The organism is Arcticibacter eurypsychrophilus (assembly GCF_001730525.1).
GTDB classification, from domain to species: domain Bacteria; phylum Bacteroidota; class Bacteroidia; order Sphingobacteriales; family Sphingobacteriaceae; genus Arcticibacter; species Arcticibacter eurypsychrophilus.
Genome location: NZ_MDFN01000042.1, coordinates 1 through 19429 on the forward strand (window position 1 = coordinate 1; position 19429 = coordinate 19429).

At 38.8% G+C, this 19429-nt stretch carries 17 protein-coding genes; 8 read left to right on the plus strand and 9 right to left on the minus strand.

Annotated features, from left to right (window positions below; translation table 11 throughout):
- The first annotated feature begins 79 nt into the window (after positions 1-79).
- The 3 genes from BFL47_RS17800 to BFL47_RS17810 all read left to right on the plus strand — a co-directional run bounded on the left by BFL47_RS17800 (position 80) and on the right by BFL47_RS17810 (position 2874).
- Positions 80-454 (plus strand): hypothetical protein, encoded by a 375-nt coding sequence (locus tag BFL47_RS17800; protein ID WP_069661153.1) that lies wholly within the window; start codon positions 80-82, stop codon positions 452-454.
- 469 nt (positions 455-923) lie between these two features.
- Positions 924-2453: a hypothetical protein gene (locus tag BFL47_RS17805; RefSeq protein ID WP_069661154.1), complete on the plus strand. Its 1530-nt coding sequence runs from the start codon at positions 924-926 to the stop codon at positions 2451-2453.
- Positions 2407-2874: a hypothetical protein gene (locus tag BFL47_RS17810; protein ID WP_139125867.1), complete on the plus strand. Its 468-nt coding sequence runs from the start codon at positions 2407-2409 to the stop codon at positions 2872-2874. The genes BFL47_RS17805 and BFL47_RS17810 overlap by 47 nt, the downstream gene beginning before the upstream one ends.
- Before the next feature lie 382 nt (positions 2875-3256).
- On the opposite strand, the gene BFL47_RS17815 is transcribed toward BFL47_RS17810, so the two are convergent.
- Entirely contained in the window at positions 3257-3808 is a 552-nt protein-coding gene (locus BFL47_RS17815; RefSeq protein WP_139125868.1) for a hypothetical protein, read from the minus strand.
- Positions 3809-4229: 421 nt separating this feature from the next.
- Between BFL47_RS17815 and BFL47_RS17820 the strand changes: the two genes are divergently transcribed.
- The 4 genes from BFL47_RS17820 (at position 4230) to BFL47_RS17835 (ending at position 7313) form a co-directional block, all read left to right on the plus strand.
- A complete protein-coding gene (locus BFL47_RS17820) occupies positions 4230-4520 on the plus strand; it encodes a hypothetical protein (protein ID WP_069661157.1) in 291 nt (96 codons plus the stop codon).
- Between the two features lie 579 nt (positions 4521-5099).
- Positions 5100-6152 (plus strand): PDDEXK nuclease domain-containing protein, encoded by a 1053-nt coding sequence (locus tag BFL47_RS17825; RefSeq protein WP_139125869.1) that lies wholly within the window; start codon positions 5100-5102, stop codon positions 6150-6152.
- A gap of 434 nt (positions 6153-6586) precedes the next feature.
- Entirely contained in the window at positions 6587-6817 is a 231-nt protein-coding gene (locus BFL47_RS17830; RefSeq protein ID WP_069661158.1) for a hypothetical protein, read from the plus strand.
- A gap of 121 nt (positions 6818-6938) precedes the next feature.
- Entirely contained in the window at positions 6939-7313 is a 375-nt protein-coding gene (locus BFL47_RS17835; protein ID WP_069661159.1) for a hypothetical protein, read from the plus strand.
- Positions 7314-7609: 296 nt separating this feature from the next.
- On the opposite strand, the gene BFL47_RS17840 is transcribed toward BFL47_RS17835, so the two are convergent.
- The 3 genes from BFL47_RS17840 to BFL47_RS17850 form a co-directional block, all read right to left on the minus strand.
- On the minus strand, positions 7610-9808 hold the full coding sequence (locus BFL47_RS17840; RefSeq protein ID WP_069661160.1) for a S46 family peptidase: 2199 nt from the start codon (positions 9806-9808) through the stop codon (positions 7610-7612).
- 74 nt (positions 9809-9882) lie between these two features.
- A complete protein-coding gene (locus BFL47_RS17845) occupies positions 9883-10284 on the minus strand; it encodes a hypothetical protein (RefSeq protein WP_069661161.1) in 402 nt (133 codons plus the stop codon).
- A complete protein-coding gene (locus BFL47_RS17850) occupies positions 10285-10683 on the minus strand; it encodes a c-type cytochrome (RefSeq protein WP_069661162.1) in 399 nt (132 codons plus the stop codon).
- A gap of 145 nt (positions 10684-10828) precedes the next feature.
- Here BFL47_RS17850 and BFL47_RS17855 point away from each other — a divergent pair, with 145 nt between their 5' ends.
- Entirely contained in the window at positions 10829-11572 is a 744-nt protein-coding gene (locus BFL47_RS17855; RefSeq protein ID WP_069661163.1) for a DeoR/GlpR family DNA-binding transcription regulator, read from the plus strand.
- 25 nt (positions 11573-11597) lie between these two features.
- Here the strand turns inward: BFL47_RS17855 and BFL47_RS17860 are convergent, their stop codons facing one another.
- The 5 genes from BFL47_RS17860 to BFL47_RS17880 form a co-directional block, all read right to left on the minus strand.
- Positions 11598-14417, minus strand: a complete 2820-nt coding sequence (locus BFL47_RS17860; RefSeq protein ID WP_069661164.1) for an FAD-binding and (Fe-S)-binding domain-containing protein — start codon at positions 14415-14417, stop codon at positions 11598-11600.
- A gap of 49 nt (positions 14418-14466) precedes the next feature.
- Positions 14467-15954, minus strand: a complete 1488-nt coding sequence (locus tag BFL47_RS17865) for a sodium:solute symporter (RefSeq protein ID WP_069661165.1) — start codon at positions 15952-15954, stop codon at positions 14467-14469.
- A gap of 8 nt (positions 15955-15962) precedes the next feature.
- Positions 15963-16769, minus strand: a complete 807-nt coding sequence (murQ, locus tag BFL47_RS17870) for an N-acetylmuramic acid 6-phosphate etherase (RefSeq protein ID WP_069661166.1) — start codon at positions 16767-16769, stop codon at positions 15963-15965.
- 89 nt (positions 16770-16858) lie between these two features.
- The gene (locus tag BFL47_RS17875; protein WP_069661167.1) at positions 16859-18046 is read right to left on the minus strand and encodes an exo-beta-N-acetylmuramidase NamZ family protein; all 1188 of its coding nucleotides are present in this window, start codon (positions 18044-18046) and stop codon (positions 16859-16861) included.
- A gap of 133 nt (positions 18047-18179) precedes the next feature.
- Positions 18180-19427 (minus strand): serine hydrolase, encoded by a 1248-nt coding sequence (locus tag BFL47_RS17880; RefSeq protein WP_069661168.1) that lies wholly within the window; start codon positions 19425-19427, stop codon positions 18180-18182.
- Between the last annotated feature and the right edge of the window lie 2 nt (positions 19428-19429).

The following is a 19429-nucleotide window of genomic DNA, read 5'->3' on the forward strand; positions in this document are numbered from 1 at the left end:
AGATCATAGATGGCTCTGGGCGTATGCATACATTGATACGTATTAATTATAAAGCTTGATTTCTCAACTAACTAATTATATGAAAAGAATAATTCATTGTTTATTTGTTTTTCTTGTAATTGCTACGGTCTTTTCATGTAAAAAAGACAATTCCAATTGTGTTGAAGTTAAATATGTCTCGGGATATTGTCCAAAGACGGGTGCAGCATTACTCGAGTTAGCAAAGCCAAATTCAAATGCAACTTCATTTACTGATGAACGAGGAAACGTTGTTTACGAAATAGCTTTGCTGAACGTTCCTGATACATTTAAAGTAAAGGATAAAGTATTCTTTGTTACTTATCATTATGATGCCGACTTGGGCAAACCTGACGCAAATGCATGTAATGCATTTATGGGTGATGTCAAAATATTTGTCGGTGATTCTGTAAGTGAAACTCAATGTAAAGATTGAGTTTCACACTTAAGCACATAGTGACAAACACTCGTACAAAGTGAACTTTATCAAATACTCATTTCGATTATTAAAAAACGGTCTTTTCCTGAGACATCTCACACTTTACAAGAAAACCAGGGAAATAGGGGTAAATTAAAGGAAAGTACAAAAGTTACCACGACTTTGTTAGACGATTTTTTCTTGAAAGTTTCCTTGAATATTCAATTCTCAGCGATTATGTTTAACTGCATTAAGGCATTAAAGTCGAATATTTTATAGTCTTTACCTTGTGGAAGGTCATATTCATCTGCCAAATTGATAAGGTGGGTGGATGTACTAACGATATCTTACATCCAAGTATTACTTACCTCACAATTGCATAAAAATCATCATTTTTTACTCACACCTACCTACCGTTGATAAGTAGTAACAAATATATTACAATATAGTATTAGCTTAGGAATAGTTTTAAAACTAAAAAAACAGTGTGAAAAAAATTATTTACTACATTTTGTTATTAACAGTTATAACCTCGTGTAAAGAACAGGAGAATGCTTCAAGCATTGATGTACCGATTACTACAGAATCTAGTTACAACGGCAACTTGATCTTAGGGAAAAAACTTGAAAATCCATACTCAGTTGAAAACATGAGGAAGGCCTACAACAATTTGAAATCAGGCAAGGTGTCACATCATGTGAGTTCAGAGGAGATAGAAATAAAACCAACCCACTATTACATTAGATTTAAACCTCGCAATCAAAGTGAGCTGGATAGCTTGAAACATGATTCTACCCTAGTACTTTATCATTATCCTTTGGATTATGAAATTACCGAAGGAAATACTTATTATCATGACCCTAGTGTGCCGGATAGTATTCCCACATTCCAGTATTGTTCTGTGCCGGTAGGAAAAACATTACCAGATGCAGTCGAGTATGAGATACTTTCAGACTTGTTTATTCCTGATGAAAATTCTTCTGAATATACAACATCAAGTGTAGGTGTAGCTTCAGAGGGATTTGTAGAAGCACTAGTTGATGAGGCTTTAAGGATAACAGGAAATTTACCTACAAAAGGCAATAAAAATGCAAAGACTTTGGGGGGGAGTTGGAGGCCTGCCGGGACAATAAGGATTTGGGATAATACAACTAATTCATGGAGGGGAGTAGAAGGGGTTGAAGTAAAAGCTCGAAGATGGTTTACTACTCATGAGGGAACTACTAATGCAGCCGGTTATTACTCTTGCAATGGCACCTTTAGAAATGATGCTAACTATAGTTTAGACTGGGAGCGCTACAATTTTGCCTTAAGAGAGCGTTGGCTTGATGGCGCGAATATCAATGGACCCAAAAAAGAGGGCAATTGGAATTTGGATTTTAGCAATGGAAAAAGCATGTTCCATGCTGAAGTATTTATGGCTGCTTATCACTATTATTACAAAGATATCAAGGGACTTAGAAAGCCGCCTGAAAATGGATTTTTTAAAACCCAGTTACGTATCAGATGTTATGATGAGGAAAATAGTGAATCGAATGGGAGCCACGCTCCTTACAGAAGATTTTTAGGCCTAGGTAGTGCTATAAAAATCTATAACCCGCAAAATGGAATTCAGTCAGTTTATGCTACTACTATCCATGAGATAGCACATGCATCCCATTGGAATATGGATACAAAGGCTTATAATAATTGTGATGATATACTAGCCGAGTCTTGGGCTCGAGGAGTACAATGGGAATTAACAAGAATGGTTTGGGCTGAGTATGTTCCTCCGTATGGCAGGCGTAAAGTCGGAAACTCTCCAAGCAGCCCCAGTTGGTACAATTATACCGGAGTTGTTGAGGATATGATAGATGGACGTGCGGGGTATGACCAGGTTGAGGGGTACACTATTAGACAAGTTGAGGATGCTCTTAAGGATCAGGAAAGCTGGGATGGTTTGAGAAATAGTATTTTAAATAAATATAACAATGGAACGGAAAGTAATCTCGTTGGCCTATTTGATTATTGGAATTAGCGTAGCTTATTTTCAAACCTCTTGTGGTAAAAAAACAGTAGAACCTTTTCAGCAAGCGACCTATGTTTATAAGAACAACTGGGAGAGCCCTGTGTATTTGGAATTGAGAAAGAACAGAGGTATTAACTCTACATTTTTAAAGAAGGGTGACTCTGTAAGCTTTGTTGTGAATGGAGATATTGCTTATCCCTTTCGAGGGAGTAACATTAGTTCTTCTGCCGATAGTGTAGTCTTGAGATTTCAAGGAGACAGGTGTACAAGTTATTTTTTAGATCTTAGCTCAGGAACATTTGGAGGAGAGGGTGTTTTCAATTTGAAGGAGTATGATAACTACTCCACTGAATTAGTTAGTCGAGGAAACTATACTTTGATCTATAGTATAGATTCTGTAGACTATAATAAATCAGTTGCTTGTAAATAATCTAACTAGACTCTAAGCTTTGAAAAAAGCCTCCTTGGTCGCGTTGAATTATAGTGCCCCAAAAGTTAGACACTTATTGGGGCACTTTTATTAATAGAAAAACCAGGTTTTGTATTAAGTTAAAGTAAGATGGGGTTTCAATAGTATTTGGACTAAATGTATCGCTAAGCATTTACCCTAATTGCCTTAAGTTTCGAAGTCAAGAAGGTTTATGCATCAATCAAAAACGATTTTCTGCACCACCAGGTGACCATACAGCCGTATGTATCTAAGGATTCAAAGACTTTCGGGTATCCCGGCATTATAATTACAGGAACCAATAGATTCAATAGATAATCAACAAGCACCAGATCAAGTGCTCAACTTTGTGTAGTTTTGAAATTTATTCAATTGATGTATTTATCATTACAGCGGGTCGCCGATCATGCACTGTTTGTTCCCCATATAATTCTCCAGTTAATGTAATGGTCTTATTCAAATAATTCTTAGGCATTTTTACTATATCGTCGTCAAACCCAATTTGAACCTCTGTGATGTTTTCCTGTGTTTTGTAGTTGTCACTTTTAGATGTTACTTTAATAGGTTTTTCAAGAATTAAAATGAAAGTACTCAACCATGTACCTCCTATGATAGAATATTTTAGTTCTTCTAATTTACCTGTTAATACTACCTTATCCTCAAAAAAGTATTCCTTTATGACCAGATTCTTTTGATATTGCTTTGTTGAAATCTTGTTTTCTAATAATTCCTTTTTTGTTTTTTTGGCCTGATTGATTCCTCTTGTTAACCGAGAATTTTCTTTTGCCAATAAGATATTTTCTCTTTCAAGTAAAACCTTTTCTTTTTCATGTAGTCTTTTATCCAGGTCGGTAGTTTTAGAAGTGCAAGAAACCAGGAGCATTCCTAAACAAAGCATACAGCAAATAATTTTCATGTTAAGTTCTTTTTTAAATTATGCATAACGCCGTAATATCGGTCTTTTTAAAGTGTCCCCGTGAATAATACGTATATATATGTATACTAAATATGGGGTAAATTAAAGAAAGGGAACAAATCCGTCACGACTTTGCTGTAGAAATTTATTCCGGCTTTAGCCAAGTATATTGAATTCTGATAAATTAGCATTACGAACTAGAGAGAAGCATTCTGGAGTTCCTTTGCTTCTATGAGGTTACAATAGTATTCGACGATATATTACGCTAGCCCTGAAAATCCAGTATTTAAAAGAAATACTAAGAAAAAATCCTAAAGAGAAACCCTGGTGCTTTTTGTACTTTCTTTTAATTTACCCCAATATTGGGTATACGACAAGAATTACAACACCTATAATTCTTCATGGCCGTTACTATGTTCCTATGAGCAAAAACGCATTCTATATATCTGCTGAAGGAGGATACTTTCCAAAGTTAGGAGGGAAATTTTATGCTGGAGTTAATGCAGCTGGTTCCTTAGGCTACGAAATTCGGACAGAAAGTGGTCGAAAATTATATCGCATTTCAATTGGTTATAATTACCAGGAAGTACAAGACGTAATTCAAATGACTTTTACTACAGATCAAGAAACCGGAATACACCGTTTTAGTAGCGCCGAATACAAGGATTTGTCGATCAAAAGCTTTCCACTACAGTTTAGTATGTCATTTTAGTAAAATCACAGTTAAACATCGTCTTGTTTATTCAATTAATGACTAAATAATCACAGTGGATATACTTTCCGCAAGAGGTCATCATGATATAATAGCAGTTTGTTAATTACAGATCAAAGTTTCATCTCAAATACTCATCTCATTTTCTACCAAAAAACGGTGGAATAGTGATAGTACCACCAGTCATCTACCAAATAACCAAGGAATAATGATAGAGACTGGTCATATTCATGCCAAATCATTATATACCATTCATCAACTTTCCAATCTACCTACTGATTACAATAAAAGGAATTTAAACTCTGCTCTTATTTGAATAATCAAAAGCTGTTCTTGGATTAGGCAGTGTATTTTTGCATCTCTACTCAACGCTGCCGTTATGGGCATTTACATCATTGCCCCTCTTTAATGGCAAGAAACAAAATTTATGAAATTAAGCTACTAATTGTATATCCATAGATCAATATTTTCTTATGTTTAAATTATATGCAGGATGCGATTTTGTTAAAGAATAAGATCAAAGAAACTTTTTGTACTTACCTTTCGCTTTTAAATCAAGCAACCACTTTTATTATTTAGATGGCTAAGAAAGACTCGGTTATTAAGACACAGGAGCTGGATAAGCTTTACGGCGAAGTAAGGCATATTATTGAAGAAGGGCGTAATACTGTTTATCGTGCTGCAAACGCTGCAATGGTTCATTCTTACTGGAAAATTGGTAAATTAATAGTTAAAGAAGAACAAAAAGGGAAAGACAGAGCTGACTACGGTACAGCCTTAATCAAGAGCTTAGCTTTTAGACTAAGCTTTGATTATGGAAAAGGTTTCACTGAAACCAACCTCAAATACATGCGGCAGTTTTACAATCATTTCGGAAATAGTCACGCACTGCGTGACGAATTAAGCTGGACGCATTACCGGCTGTTACTAAAGGTTGAAAAAGGAACTGTACAGACATTTTATGTGAACGAGGCTGTTTCCGGAAACTGGAGTACCAGAACCATGGAAAGACAAATCAACAGCCATTATTACGAAAGGATGCTCCTGAGTAGCAAAGAAGGCCAGCCTTTGGTAAAGCAGGAAGCAGAGCATAATAAGGAGTTATTTCAGGCAAAGGATATTATAAAAGACCCGTATGTGCTGGAGTTTTTAGACTTAAAAGCGAATACTGCCTTTTATGAACGGGAACTGGAACAAGCCATAATCGATAAACTACAGGAGTTCCTGTTAGAACTGGGTAAAGGCTTCTGCTTTGTAGAAAGGCAACACCGGATCAGTGCGGAAGATGAACATTTTTATGTTGATCTGGTATTTTATAATTATATTTTAAAATGCTTTTTACTAATTGATTTGAAAACAGGGAAACTCACACATCAGGATATTGGTCAAATGGATATGTATGTAAGATATTTTGAGGACCAGGTACGCCAAGATAATGATAACCCTACCATTGGCCTAATACTTTGTGCTGAAAAGAACCGGGCTTTAGCAAAGTATAGTTTGCTCAGTGAAAGCAAGCAAATATTCGCCTCGCAATATAAAACCTACCTCCCAACAGAAGAAGAACTACAAGCAGAGCTCGGCCGGGAAATAGAAATTTTGAAGCAGGAAAAACGGCTGAAAAAGAAATGATACTGAAATAAAAATCATGGGAATAATGATAGCTGAATTTAATTCCAGCAAATATTTTAACTTGCCATTATAAATTGCTCTTAAAATTTGTGTATGCCTGATCACCTAGAAACACTCGATTTGAACCTTGTCTTATCAAAAATTACAATTACCTTGGCTGTGAGCACGTGGCAAAGTACAGCAGTATGGTATTTTCACCTTATGAACTTTATGTTACCCTATAATAGCCACAGTTTGCTGAAAAATGCGCTTTGATTCCTACTTCCGTGCACATTCGAATTATGCATTACACATGCAGGAATCAATCTCATTTCCTTTATCTTATTCCAGGTATTACACTATTTAGTTTGTTGGTGATTAATTTGTCATCATATCAGGGCACGCTTATTACCAATATAATTCATTAAATTTGAATTACTTGTAGATCAAAGATCATGACAACTTTAATAGTTAATATAGACAATCAAACTTCAGTAAAAGCGGTAAAAGCTTTCCTAGAAAGCATGGGGTTAAGCTATTCTGTTGACACAAATGTATCAACACATGCATGGTGGGAAGATGAATCATTGGTACAAGAACTTGAAAGACGTTCTGAGGATTTAAAAAGTGGAAAAGATAAAGGTGTCTCTTTTGAGGAAATCAAGCAAAATTTGAATCGCAGTTAGGCGCTGATAAGTTGGCAGCTAATAGAATTAGCTCATCTACATTCTACATGTTTTCAATGCATATCAGAATCCAATAAAGAAACTGACTTTGTAAAATTACCAACTCCCAAAAAAATAACACATGCAGGAATCAATCTCATTTCCTTTATCTCCCGATACCAGTGGAGCTATGGATAACGGAATAAATCTTAAAGAAAGCTTCTATAACGAAATCCTTTTACATAAAGAAGTTGTGGCCGACTTAGTACGCGGATACTATTTTACTGCCCGTAAAAGTGTATCGGCCCTCGAAATTGACGCCGATTCCGTAATGGTAGATCAGGAAGGAAGGGGCTCTTTTATGGCACACTTTATCCTGGGTATGTTTAATGCCTGTGCTGATCTGGATTATAACGACAAGTCCGGCATGCTCATTGAATTTGCGGCCGACCCGGATAATGCTACCATGACACTAAAAGGTGAGTATTTCCCTGAACGAGAACCGGATGGTTTGTAAAAGAGTAAGCGCTATAACAGTAAGGATGCTTCACCCTTGTTTGTTCGTTCGTTGTAGCTTGCAGCTTCGACAAAACCTTTGTTTTAGCGAAGCACCAAGCTACAACGAAGCTGCAAGGTAGGGCTAAGCAACGAAAGCCATCCCATCTTGGTATACAGCTGACTCCTAGCCGAGATTAACAAAGTAGAACTCTTTTATTTACTAATCAGCAAAATATTCATTAATACTAATTCAATAAAAAAGCGGCTGCCCCTTTTCAGGACAGCCGCTTTTTTGTTTAATAAACCTTATTACTTCTAAATTGCTCGTTTTGATTTCACTGGTACCGCATCTTTGCGGATATCCAGCTCAGCAATGATGTTTTTAGCACCGCCTAAAACATCGATACACCATAATACATAACGGGTATCTACACTGATGGTCCGTTTGTATACTTTATCAAAAGCAATATCTCCGGACATGGCTTCCCAGTTACCGTCGAATGCAAGGCCAATCAATTCGCCCTTTGCATTAATTACCGGCGAACCTGAGTTACCCCCTGTGATATCGTTATTGCTGATAAAATTGACAACAAGGTCGCCATTTTCACCATATTGACCATAGTTCTTTGCGTTGTAGGCATCGATCAGGTTTTGTGGCAAGTCAAACTCAGCATCTCCGGGAACATATTTATCCATAACTCCTTCAATGGTAGTTACGATATCATACGTGATCCCGTCTTTAGGTTTGTAGTTCTGTACATTTCCGTAACTAATCCGCATCGTTGAATTGGCATCGGGGTACATTGCTTTACCGGCATTTTTCTCTAACAATGCCTTCAGGTAAATCTTATCCAACGCTGCTTTTTGATCCTCGAAGTTAGAAACCGCGTTGCCGAAGTTTTGTTTAATGTAATCTGCAGGTACCAGGTTGATGGCATAAGCGTAGCCCGGATCTTCATCTATACCTTTTAAAGAAGGGTTACTCCAGAATGCTCTTAGTTTTGCGGGACGGATAAAGTTTGATTTCTCCCACAAGTTGTCCGCATACTTTTTGAAAGTAGCTTCCGGTGTTCCCTGCCAGTTATCCTGGGCAATGTTGGTATAGAATTCAGGATGTTGATTTTTAGGAATATCGTTATAAAAAGCAGAAAGAACTTGAACAAAGATCTTTTTATCCGCTGATTCATTATAAGTCGATTCATAGACATCAATATCAGCCATTATCTTATCCTGCGCTTCTTTTAATCCTGCGGCATCACCTTTTTTCGCTTCGATGAAAGCTAGTGCAGATTTCGCTGGGAAAGCTCTTTTTACCCAACCTGAGGCTAAAAGGCCTTCATTGATATAAGTCCGTTGTACAGCAAATGGGGCATAGGCCGCATACACTTCCTGGTAACGTTGCATCAGATTAGCATACTCAGGTTTAGCTGCTGCCCATGTAGTAAATGCAGCTTCTTCTTTTGTCTTTTGTTCGTAGATCTTCAGACGCTTCAATTGCTCTGTTTGACCGATATAATATTTCCAGTAATTTGCAATACTAGCATGAAGAGAGGACAATTTTAAACGGGTTGCCACATCATTCACCATCACTTCATCCCATGCCTTCAGACGGATATCGCGTAATTTTACAATGGTTGGGGAAGTTCTTTCCGTTGCTAGTTTGACTCCGTTAGAAGTCAGGAAACGGTCAGTGCGACCTGGGAAACCATATACCATGGAGAAATCTCCATTTTTCAATCCTTTAATCGATATCGGAAGAAACTTCTTCGGCGTATAAGGCTTATTGGTGGCTGCGAAATCTGCAGGTTTGTTATTGGCATCTGCGTACACACGAAATACGGAGAAATCGCCGGTATGTCTGGGCCATTGCCAGTTGTCGGTATCGCCTCCAAATTTACCTATAGATTGAGGCGGATTACCTACTAAACGGATGTCGGTAAATTTCTCGAAGATGTATAGGAAATACTGATTGCCTTTGTAAAAATCGCGTACATAACTGGTATACTTGGTGCCTTTTACAGCGTCTGCTGCTATTTGGACACCGGTTGCTTCAATTGCTGCAACTTTTTTATCTTCGGAAATGCCTTTGGTTGCCGCATTTACTTCTGCAGTTACGTCCTGCATGCGAACCAGAAAGTTCACGAATAATCCTGGAATAGATTTCTCTTCTGAATATTGCTTAGCCCAAAAGCCATTATCAAGAATATTATCCTGTGGTGTGGAGTTGGAAGCAATGGCGTCGTAACCACAATGGTGATTCGTGAAAATTAAACCATTTTTAGATACGATCTCCCCGGTGCAAAAACCACCAAAAGAAACAATCGCATCTTTTAAACTTGCTTTATTAATACTGTAAAGATCATCAGGGGTCAGCTTGAAACCCTGTTTTTTCATTTGTTCGTAATTTTTACCGATTAGCATCGGTACCCACATCCCCTCGTCGGCCTTTGCTACTTCAGCAAAGAACATAAATACCAACAAACAGGATGTAATTAAGATATGTATCCTTCTCATTTAAAATTATTTTGTCGCAAAATTAATCATTGTCCGCATAATGATGCGTTTTTATCCTGAATAATGCAAAAATCCTATTTGAAGGGAAAGCGGGTTAAATGAACCTGACTGTTTGCATCTTTTTCATACATGCCCACGCAATTTTTGAGGTATCGGGCATCGGGGAGTTGAGTTTCAAGGGAAATTTCGGACGGCGCCTCCGTTCCTTCCATGAAAAAGTAGACTTTAGTTAGACCATACTTGGTATGGGGCATATAATTGCCGTAGGTTTCCATTTCTTTCCACAGTGTATCCCGTAGACTAACGGAATAGAGGCGTAAAATCGGTCCGGTATTGTTTTCATTTCTTGTGAAGCCAAGCTCTTTAAACTTTCCCTTAAGATCTTGAGGACCGGGTTGCCAAAAGGCATCTTTCATCATGTAGATCAATCCGACAAGCAAAAAAAGAAGAATAATATAATTACGTTTTTTGTTCATTTATTTAGTATTGTGCAAAAAAGGCTTGTTGGGGTCTGGAGGAAAAGACAACATATATTTAACTATTTCCTCTGCATCAGCTGGGCTCAGCTTTAAATGAGGAGTCATCTCACGACTGCCCCAAACTCCTTCATTGGGTTTCACTCCAATGATCACCACATGGGCCAGGTGGGCTATATTAGCCTGACTTGCTTCATATTCAGCAGCGATGTTTGAAAAAGATGGGCCTATTATAGCATCTTTCTCCGCATGGCATCCCCCACAATTATTTTGTGCAAATAAAGCCTTTCCTTTAGCAAACTTCAAAGTATCCGTTTCTTTTTCTGCTGTTTTAGTGGAAGAGGAGTTGCATGACACAAATATAGCAGAAGCGAAGAGTATATTATACAGTTTAATCATGTTTTTCGTGGTATGATGATCTTATAAACAACGTTATTTCATTATAGTTGAAAAAAAAGCATTAAAGCACATTAATATTGTTACTCAACAGACACATAATTTATGCTTTTGTATATATTTGAAGATAATTACACCTCGCCCTATTATGTTAAAAGAAGAAAGACAAGCTTATATTATTAAACAAATCAATGTGCATAATAAGGTATTGTCCTCCGATCTGAGTGTTCAGCTAGCCGTATCAGAAGATACAGTACGAAGAGATTTGAATGAACTTGCTGAGAGTGGCAAAATATTGAAGGTGTATGGTGGCGCCTTATCCAAATCGTTCCATTACCCTTTTCAACAGAATGATGTATATGCAAAGGACTCTAAGAAAATTATTGTCCACAAAACCATGAATCTGATCAAGAGTGGCATGGTATTACTTGCCGGAGGTGGCACGACCATGATTGAATGGGCCCGTTCTGTACCGGATAATATTGAATGTACGGTTTTCACGGTTAGTCCGCTAGTAGGCTTGGAACTTACAGAGAGAGCTGGTGTAGAAGTAATTCTGATTGGTGGACAGCTTTCTAAAAACTCACATATCAACACAGGCGCTTTGACTATCAATCTATTGGCCGACATCAAGGTTGATTTATGTATCATGGGTACCAATGGTCTCTCTTATGAAGATGGCGTAACCGAATCCGATTGGGAAGTCGTGCAGGTAAAAAAAGCAATGATCAAGTCTTCACAGAAAACAGCTGTAATTAGTATTGGCGAAAAGCTGGGATCAGTTCAGAAGATGAAAATATGTGGACTCAATGCCATTAGCTACCTGATTACAGATCTTGACCCTTCAGACCCGATTCTTGCACCTTATGCAAATGAGGTTCAGGTTATTTAACAGATCAAGTACATTCACCTACAGCTCAGATGCATTCATTTAATAAATAGATGATGGACTTGTAGTTTTTACCTACTGCATCAGATAGAGCCATTTCACAAGTTTTGGATGTGGAGTAATAGCCGTCATATTTTTTCAGGTTGACCTCCTTTGCTTCGGGGAGGGTAGCAGAGCGGGTTAATTCAGGGAATAAAAATCCTCTGTCGCCAGCCATTCCGCAACATCCTGCATGCAAAGGAATATCTACTGTTTCTGCCATCTGACGCGCGATACTGAGAAACTTAGTTTCTAATCCCATCTTCTGTAAAGAACAAACCGGATGTAATACAACAGATTTTTTTTTATTTTTTATGGTCAGGCGGGGTAGCAAATAATCGCTGATATAGTCAATGCTGTCAATGATTTTCATGGCATCAAACCGAGTCTGGTTTTCCTCAGATAAGGCAGGACGGCAATCCTGAAGGGTATGCGTACAGGAGGAAATATCCAGTACGACCGAATATTTCCCATGATCGGTCCAGTTCCATAATTTTGCTATGGTTTCGTTTACGGTATAGTCATATGCCTCTTTAAAGCCCTTTGAGGAGAAAAGTTGTCCGCAACAAGTACCCGCAATATCATCAGGGATCCAGAAGCCAATCTCTGCTTTCTCGGATACCCTTTTAAATACCTCCATCACGTTTAACTCCTGTTCGGCTGAGCCTCCCATATTTCGGGAGATACAGGCAGGGAAATAGATAGCTACGATATCGGCTGATTTCAGCTTTTCGTCCGGATCTATTTTTAGTGATGAAGCATGAAGCTGGTTGCTCCAGAGTGGCATCACGGGGAATACCTTTTTAAGGGCAGTGGTGGTCTTGATTAAAGTATCGGGTCCCAGTACCCTATTCATCACATTGCCCACTTGCAGCGCAAGTTTTACTGCTCCTGCTACAGGGCGAAAGTTCTTAGCGACTAACATGGCGACTCCATTGGAAAAATCGTTATGACTTTCCTTTCTCAGGCGTTTAACCAATAGACCAGTGTTGATATCAACCGGACAAGCAGTAGCACAAAGGCCATCTACCGCACAGGTATCCAAACCATCATATTGATACTCCTTTAGAAGTTGTTTATAGGATTTTTGCTCAGCATCCCGTTTCAGTTTAACCAGTTCGCGTCTCACTACAATCCGTCTGCGCGGAGTAAGTGTTAAATTCCGGCTTGGGCATTTATACTCGCAATACCCGCACTCGATACATTTATCCACCTCTTCCTCCACGCGGGGAAGTTCTTTCAGATGGCGGATGTGTGCGTTTTTATCTTCATTAATAATCACGCCAGGATTAAGCAGATTTTGAGGGTCAATGACCTGTTTCAAGGCTTTCATCACCCCATAGATCTCTTCGCCCCATTCTGTACTAACAAAAGGAGCCATATTTCTTCCTGTACCATGTTCAGCTTTTAATGTACCGTCGTATTTGTTAACAACAAGATCCACCACGTCCCGGATAAAAAGATCATAACGTTCAATTTCTGCCGAAGAGGAGAAAGCTTGGGTGACTACAAAATGGATATTGCCATCTTTAGCATGGCCGAATATAATGGCCTTTTCATAGCCGTGTACTTTGAATAGTTTTTGCAGATCGAGGATGGCATCGCCGAGTTGAGCGACAGGAAAGGCGACATCCTCTAAGATCACCGTCGTTCCACTGGCCCGCACTGCACCGACAGCAGGAAACATGCCCTTTCTAATCTTCCACAAAAAGGCTTGCTCAATCGAATTTGTAGTAAAGACAGGGGTATTGAGCATGGAAAGATCCGGCGAAAGCGTCAGAAAATTATCGCTTTTTAATTTAAGCTCCTCGTCATTGTTGCCTTGATATTCGACCAATAAGGCCGCGGCTGTATCAGGTAGCGTCTTTAATAGGTCGGGCACTCCATGGATATCCTCCACAGAACGTAGTGAAGCACGATCCATAAGTTCTAATGCTTCAGCACCTGAAAGGGTCAATGGTAAGATAGCTTTACAGGCAGAATAAATATCAGGAAAATAAAGGAGTGCTGTAGATTTAGCAGGAAAATCGGGAACCGTTTGCATCACAGCCTCGGCAATAAACCCAAGCGTGCCCTCTGCTCCTATTAACAAATGTGCTAAAATATCGAGCGGCTCCTCATGGTCGATGAATGCATTTACCGAGTATCCTACTGTATTTTTAGTCTTGTACTTTTGGCGGATCCGGTCGTATACATCCGGTTGATTTCTGATCTGGTCACGAAGCAGGATGAGCTGATCATAAATGGTCTTGCTTTCTTCCCGGAACCGTACATAATCATCTTTCTTTTCGGTGGAATAACTTAATCCGTCTGGTAGAATAAAGCGGATATATCGGGTGGTATGGTAGGAATTCCGACTTACGCCACAACACATTCCACTGGCATTATTTGACAGGATCCCTCCCATCATAGCAGAATTGATACTTGCAGGATCGGGACCTATCTTTTTACCAAATTTCTTGAGATTGGCATTGACATAAGCACCTGTTACACCAGGTTGCACACGTACGGAATCGCCGGCCTCTTCCACCTTAACCAGATCCCAGTACTGACTGAGATCCACAAGGATCCCATCAGTAACAGATTGTCCGGAAAGACTTGTTCCGGCAGCCCTGAACGTTAATGGGATCTGATGCTGATGAGAGAAGAGGAACAAACTTTTGACCTCTTCCTCTGATATGGGCTGAACTACGGCAAGTGGCTGCAGGTGATAAAATCCAGCATCTGAAGCATAAGAAACTTTGTCGATGAGTCTTGCTTTAATTCTTGCTTTTGGCAAAATCGCTTCGAGCATCTTTCCAGTTTCCATATTTCGTTTATTTTTATTTTTTAACGGCTTCAGCCCAAATGGTATTTAATTATTTAACAATTTCTGGCTGATTTGGGATATGTGGTCTGCTTGAAAGAAAAAGAAGCAGATAAGTAATCAGTCCATTGATCACGATCAGTTCAAATCCAATCGAATATCCGGTAAGCGCAACGGAATATTTATCGATGAAGTAGGAGATAATGGGCGATAAAATACAAAAGAAAGGAACCAGCTTATCCTTCACATCCCGTTTGGAAATCATCCCAAAACTGAATAACCCTAGAAGTGGGCCGTAAGTATATCCTGCCGCTTTAAAGATGGAGTTGACTACAGAGTCGTCATTAATGATTTTAAATAGCAAGATGACGACCAACATGATAACAGAAAACACAACATGAACTAAATGACGTGTGCGGATTAAACGTGGATTATTGTGATCGGCTGATTTATTAAAGTTAAGAAAGTCTACACAAAAAGAGGTGGTCAAAGCAGTTAATGCAGAGTCTGTAGTGGCAAATGTAGCTGCCGTAAGGCCTAACATAAACACAATTGCCGGCAGTGTACCTAAATAGTTAAGGGCAATTTCAGGAAACAGGTGATCGGGAGTAGCCAAACTGGAAACATTGATCCCTTTTGCCTCTGCATAGATATAAAGTAACGCGCCTACGCTCAGGAAAAAGATATTCATGACCACGAAAACCGCAGTGAAGGTTAACATATTCTTTTGTGCCTCGCCTATATTTTTACAGCTTAGATTCTTTTGCATCAGATCCTGATCTAAGCCCGTCATAGCAATTGTAACAAATACACCACCTAAAAATTGCTTGATAAAGTGATTCTTACTGCCAAAGAAATCTTCCCAGAAGAAGATCCTGGAATAAGAACTATTTTTTACCGTTTCAAAAGTTTGTGTGATATTCAGATCCAGACTTTTAGAAATAAAATAGATCGATAATACAACCGAAGAAAGCAAAAATACCGTTTGCAAGGTATCTGTAATAATGATCGTCTTTAATCCGCCTTTAAAGGTATACGACCAGATTAACACTAAACAAATGGCGATAGTGACCCAAAAAGGGACATTCCAGGCATCGAAAATAAATTTTTGCAGTACAATAGCAACCAGGTATAAGCGGAATGCAGAGCCGATAGTACGGGAGATCAGAAAGATCATCGCGCCTGTTTTATAGCTCCAGTGTCCCAGTCTGTTTTCCAGATACGTATAGATAGAAACCAGGTTAATCCGGTAGTATAAGGGCAATAGAACCGTAGCGATCAGAACAAAACCAACCGCATTACCGAGTACAAACTGAAAGTATCCGAAACTACTATTGATTACTGCACCGGGGACTGAAATAAAAGTAACGCCAGATAAGGCGGTACCGATCATGCCAAAGGCAACAAAATACCATTTCGAGTTCCGGTTGGCAATAAAAAAGCTGGAATTATCAGAGGATCCTCTGGAAGTAAAATAAGAGACAACAATTAGAAGCGTAAAATAACCTATAAGAAAAGATAAAAGGACTATTGGGGACATAATTTAAGTTATTTGACTAAGGCTTCAATTGCTTTGCGTACACTACCATACTTGAGTAGTAATTCCGCGGCAGTAGGTTGTTCAGTACCTGTTTCTTTCATGATAATCTTGATACCACGTTCTACTAATTTGTTATTGGAAAGCTGCATGTCTACCATCTTATTGCCATGCACCCTTCCCAATTGAATCATCACACTGGTGCTTAACATATTCAGGACGAGTTTCTGTGCGGTACCTGATTTCATACGAGTAGAACCAGTAAGGAACTCAGGACCGACAACAACCTCTATGGGGAATTTAGCTTCTGCAGCAACAGGACTCTCTGAATTACACACAATACAGCCGGTTATTATATTATTCTCATTGGCTTTCCTTAATCCGCCAATGACATAAGGAGTGGTACCTGATGCCGCTAAGCCGATCAGGATGTCATCCTCATTAATATTAAATTCCTGGAGATCAAGCCATGCTTGCTCGTAATCATCTTCTGCGAACTCAACAGCTCTACGGATTGCAGTATCACCACCAGCAATAATTCCAACGACCCAATCAAAGGGGACGCCAAAGGTAGGCGGACATTCAGAGGCATCCAATACGCCTAAACGACCGCTAGTACCAGCACCGATATAGAACAATCTTCCTCCAGACTTCATTTTCTCGTATGCAGCCTCAGCAAGGCGTTCGATTTGAGGGATTACTTTTTCAACAGCTAGAGGAACAGTTTGGTCCTCTTTATTTATATTTTCGAGAATTTCTCTGACTGACATCACTTCCAGATTATTATAATCCGAATCCTTCTCTGTTATTCTTTCCATTCTATAGAGGTATTAACCGTAGCGCTTATTTTATTAATCAATTATAAAGATTTTCATCTGCTTTAAACGCAGATGAATGAATCAAATAGTTATTTGTACAGCAAGTACTTTTGCCTCATCGTTTTAAAAACACTCAATTTAGGCTCCCAACTCTTTCTTATTTGCTCTTCAGACCATCCTGCAACAATCTGCTTCTTTAAATCGTAAGTGCCTGCCAATTTATCAAAGTTGCCCATTTGCTTACTTTGAGTAAAATCAAAGAACTTCTCTTTAAAAGGATAACTTTTATACATTTCAATAAGCCAGCGCAGATTTACTTTCTTACTTGTACGCAGTTTATTCACATCGTATTTGCGAAGATCCAATCCATAGCAGGTTACATCTTTGAATAAAGGAGTTTCACTCATTCCCTTTATAGCTACGGGTGTAAAGGAAAAGGAATATTTGCCTTTTAAGTCTGGGTTGCCCAATACAGCAAAAGGGAACATAGTACCTCTCCCCTGACTTATGATTGTACCTTCAAACAAACAGAGCGAAGGATACAATAAAATAGACTGATTGGTATTCAAATTTGGAGAAGGGTTTACAGGCAGCACATAAGGGGTATCGTGCCTGTAGTTTGTCATAGGGATAATCTTGATCTTGCATTTAATGCCATTTGCCAGCCAACCTTCACCATTTAGCATTTGGGCATATTCGGCTACTGTCATACCATGTGCAATGGGTACCGGATGATACCCTATCCCTGATTTAAGCTTCATATCCAGTACAGGACCATCAACGAAGTAACCATTGGGATTCGGTCTGTCCAAAATCAACAATTCCTTGCCATTCTCTGCACAAGCTTCCATTACCCGATGCATGGTTGCCAGATAGGTGTAATACCTGGCGCCTACATCCTGAATGTCAAAGATCATCAAATCGATATTGGCAAGCATTTCTTTGGTAGGTTTATCGTTTTTACCATATAAAGATATTACAGGGATTCCTGTTGCAGGATCTACGCTGTTCCCTACATGAACACCAGCACCTACATCACCTCTAAAACCATGTTCCGGTCCAAATACTTTAACAATATTTACTCCCCGTTTATGGAGACTATCTACACTGGATTTACCATCAATAATGGAGGTTGGATTAACGACCATACCAATTCGTTTTCCCTTGAGATAAGGGATATATTTTTCTGTTTGATCAGCACCTGTACAGATTTGAGCTGTAGCAACACTTACAAATAATACTGTCGAAAGAAGCAGTGTGATTTCTTTTTTAAACATAATTTTTTTTCTTTAGAAGAATTGCATTGGCCAGCTTGCGCTGACCTTCATGATCCCATTTTTTATTATCAAAGGGATAACTAAAACTCCATAAAAACCTCAACCATCAAGCTAGAGATTGCTGAATCGGCCTTTACAAACCAAACTTACTAAAATCAGGCTTAAACTTTCTCGTTCTTTGCAATTCGTGTTGGTAAAGTATTTCCCCTACTTCTTTAAAAAACGGGTAGCCTTTTTCGTCATAGTCGTACTTATCATCGTTGACAATACCATCACTGTTGACATAGATAGTAGCCGATACCATAAATTCAACCTTATTTTTAGTGTCAATGATATAGGCATTATCGGTTAAAAAACCATGAGACCACCCTGCTTTACTAAAGATCCGCATATAATCAGGCTTTTGCTTTTTGTCCGACCGATAGATAAAGAATTTGGCATACGTATCAAAAAACTCTTTTTTATCATACTTAGGATCCTCACTTTCGCCCGGCATCATGGACATATATTTATATACAAAAGAATAATCTTCCTTGGTTAGGTTGAACCGTTTTTCCTTAGCTACTGATTCGGGAAAAAGAACAGTACGCAGCATAGTTTGCTGTTCTGCTAAGGGAAAATTGTTCTTATGAGAAAAATCCATAGGACCATCTTTTAACACTTCATTGGCATCTACATGTTTGTTCCCAATCAGAATAGGATCCGGAGAAGGGATCGTTTGCTCGTTATAGGCAGCAGGTTGTTTATAAATTAACTGATCATTATTAAAAAATGTAATGGGATTGGTATGTTTATTCTCCTCTTCAGTCATCGGATATTGAAACCGATGCACAATGCGCGTATCCTTATATCCTTTGGCCTGCAATTTTTCATTCAAATAATGCTGACCATCGAATTCGTAGAGCCGGTTATAAGCATCATTATCACTTACAACAAAAATCTTTTTAATGTACTGTGCAATGGAAGGCTTCATATCCATAGCAGAGGAATCTTTAGAAACTTTTAACTGATGCGTGTATGCGCTATCGGTAATCATCGTAGCGTGAATATCCAAACCGGCGACGTGCAGTTCATTCAGTTTTTCGAGGGCTACTAAGACAGTAGGAAGTTTGACCGTTGAAGCAGGGTAGAAATAATTATCCTTTTTAAAAAGACGATAGGACGTAAAGTGCGGTTTATTGTTTTTATCCCGGTCTATTCGGGTATAAATCACCTGAACGCGATACTGATCAGGATCTGTGAGTACCTCTTTTAATGCTGGACTAGCGTCATTGTTCAATTTAGTATAAAGCCATGATTCTTTCTGTTGAGAAGACACTGCATTGTTTATACCTGAACCAATCATCATAACCACTAACAGATAAAGAATTTTACACTTCATGA

Excerpts from the sequence above, each read along its gene's own strand:
- BFL47_RS17800 (WP_069661153.1), top strand. The coding sequence starts at position 80 with ATGAAAAGAATAATTCATTGTTTATTTGTTTTTCTTGTAATTGCTACG.
- BFL47_RS17810 (WP_139125867.1), top strand. The coding sequence starts at position 2,407 with ATGGAACGGAAAGTAATCTCGTTGGCCTATTTGATTATTGGAATTAGC.
- BFL47_RS17815 (WP_139125868.1), bottom strand. The coding sequence starts at position 3,808 with ATGAAAATTATTTGCTGTATGCTTTGTTTAGGAATGCTCCTGGTTTCT.
- BFL47_RS17820 (WP_069661157.1), top strand. The coding sequence starts at position 4,230 with ATGAGCAAAAACGCATTCTATATATCTGCTGAAGGAGGATACTTTCCA.
- BFL47_RS17825 (WP_139125869.1), top strand. The coding sequence starts at position 5,100 with ATGGCTAAGAAAGACTCGGTTATTAAGACACAGGAGCTGGATAAGCTT.
- BFL47_RS17830 (WP_069661158.1), top strand. The coding sequence starts at position 6,587 with ATGACAACTTTAATAGTTAATATAGACAATCAAACTTCAGTAAAAGCG.
- BFL47_RS17835 (WP_069661159.1), top strand. The coding sequence starts at position 6,939 with ATGCAGGAATCAATCTCATTTCCTTTATCTCCCGATACCAGTGGAGCT.
- BFL47_RS17840 (WP_069661160.1), bottom strand. The coding sequence starts at position 9,808 with ATGAGAAGGATACATATCTTAATTACATCCTGTTTGTTGGTATTTATG.
- BFL47_RS17845 (WP_069661161.1), bottom strand. The coding sequence starts at position 10,284 with ATGAACAAAAAACGTAATTATATTATTCTTCTTTTTTTGCTTGTCGGA.
- BFL47_RS17850 (WP_069661162.1), bottom strand. The coding sequence starts at position 10,683 with ATGATTAAACTGTATAATATACTCTTCGCTTCTGCTATATTTGTGTCA.
- BFL47_RS17855 (WP_069661163.1), top strand. The coding sequence starts at position 10,829 with ATGTTAAAAGAAGAAAGACAAGCTTATATTATTAAACAAATCAATGTG.
- BFL47_RS17860 (WP_069661164.1), bottom strand. The coding sequence starts at position 14,417 with ATGGAAACTGGAAAGATGCTCGAAGCGATTTTGCCAAAAGCAAGAATT.
- BFL47_RS17865 (WP_069661165.1), bottom strand. The coding sequence starts at position 15,954 with ATGTCCCCAATAGTCCTTTTATCTTTTCTTATAGGTTATTTTACGCTT.
- murQ (WP_069661166.1), bottom strand. The coding sequence starts at position 16,769 with ATGGAAAGAATAACAGAGAAGGATTCGGATTATAATAATCTGGAAGTG.
- BFL47_RS17875 (WP_069661167.1), bottom strand. The coding sequence starts at position 18,046 with ATGTTTAAAAAAGAAATCACACTGCTTCTTTCGACAGTATTATTTGTA.
- BFL47_RS17880 (WP_069661168.1), bottom strand. The coding sequence starts at position 19,427 with ATGAAGTGTAAAATTCTTTATCTGTTAGTGGTTATGATGATTGGTTCA.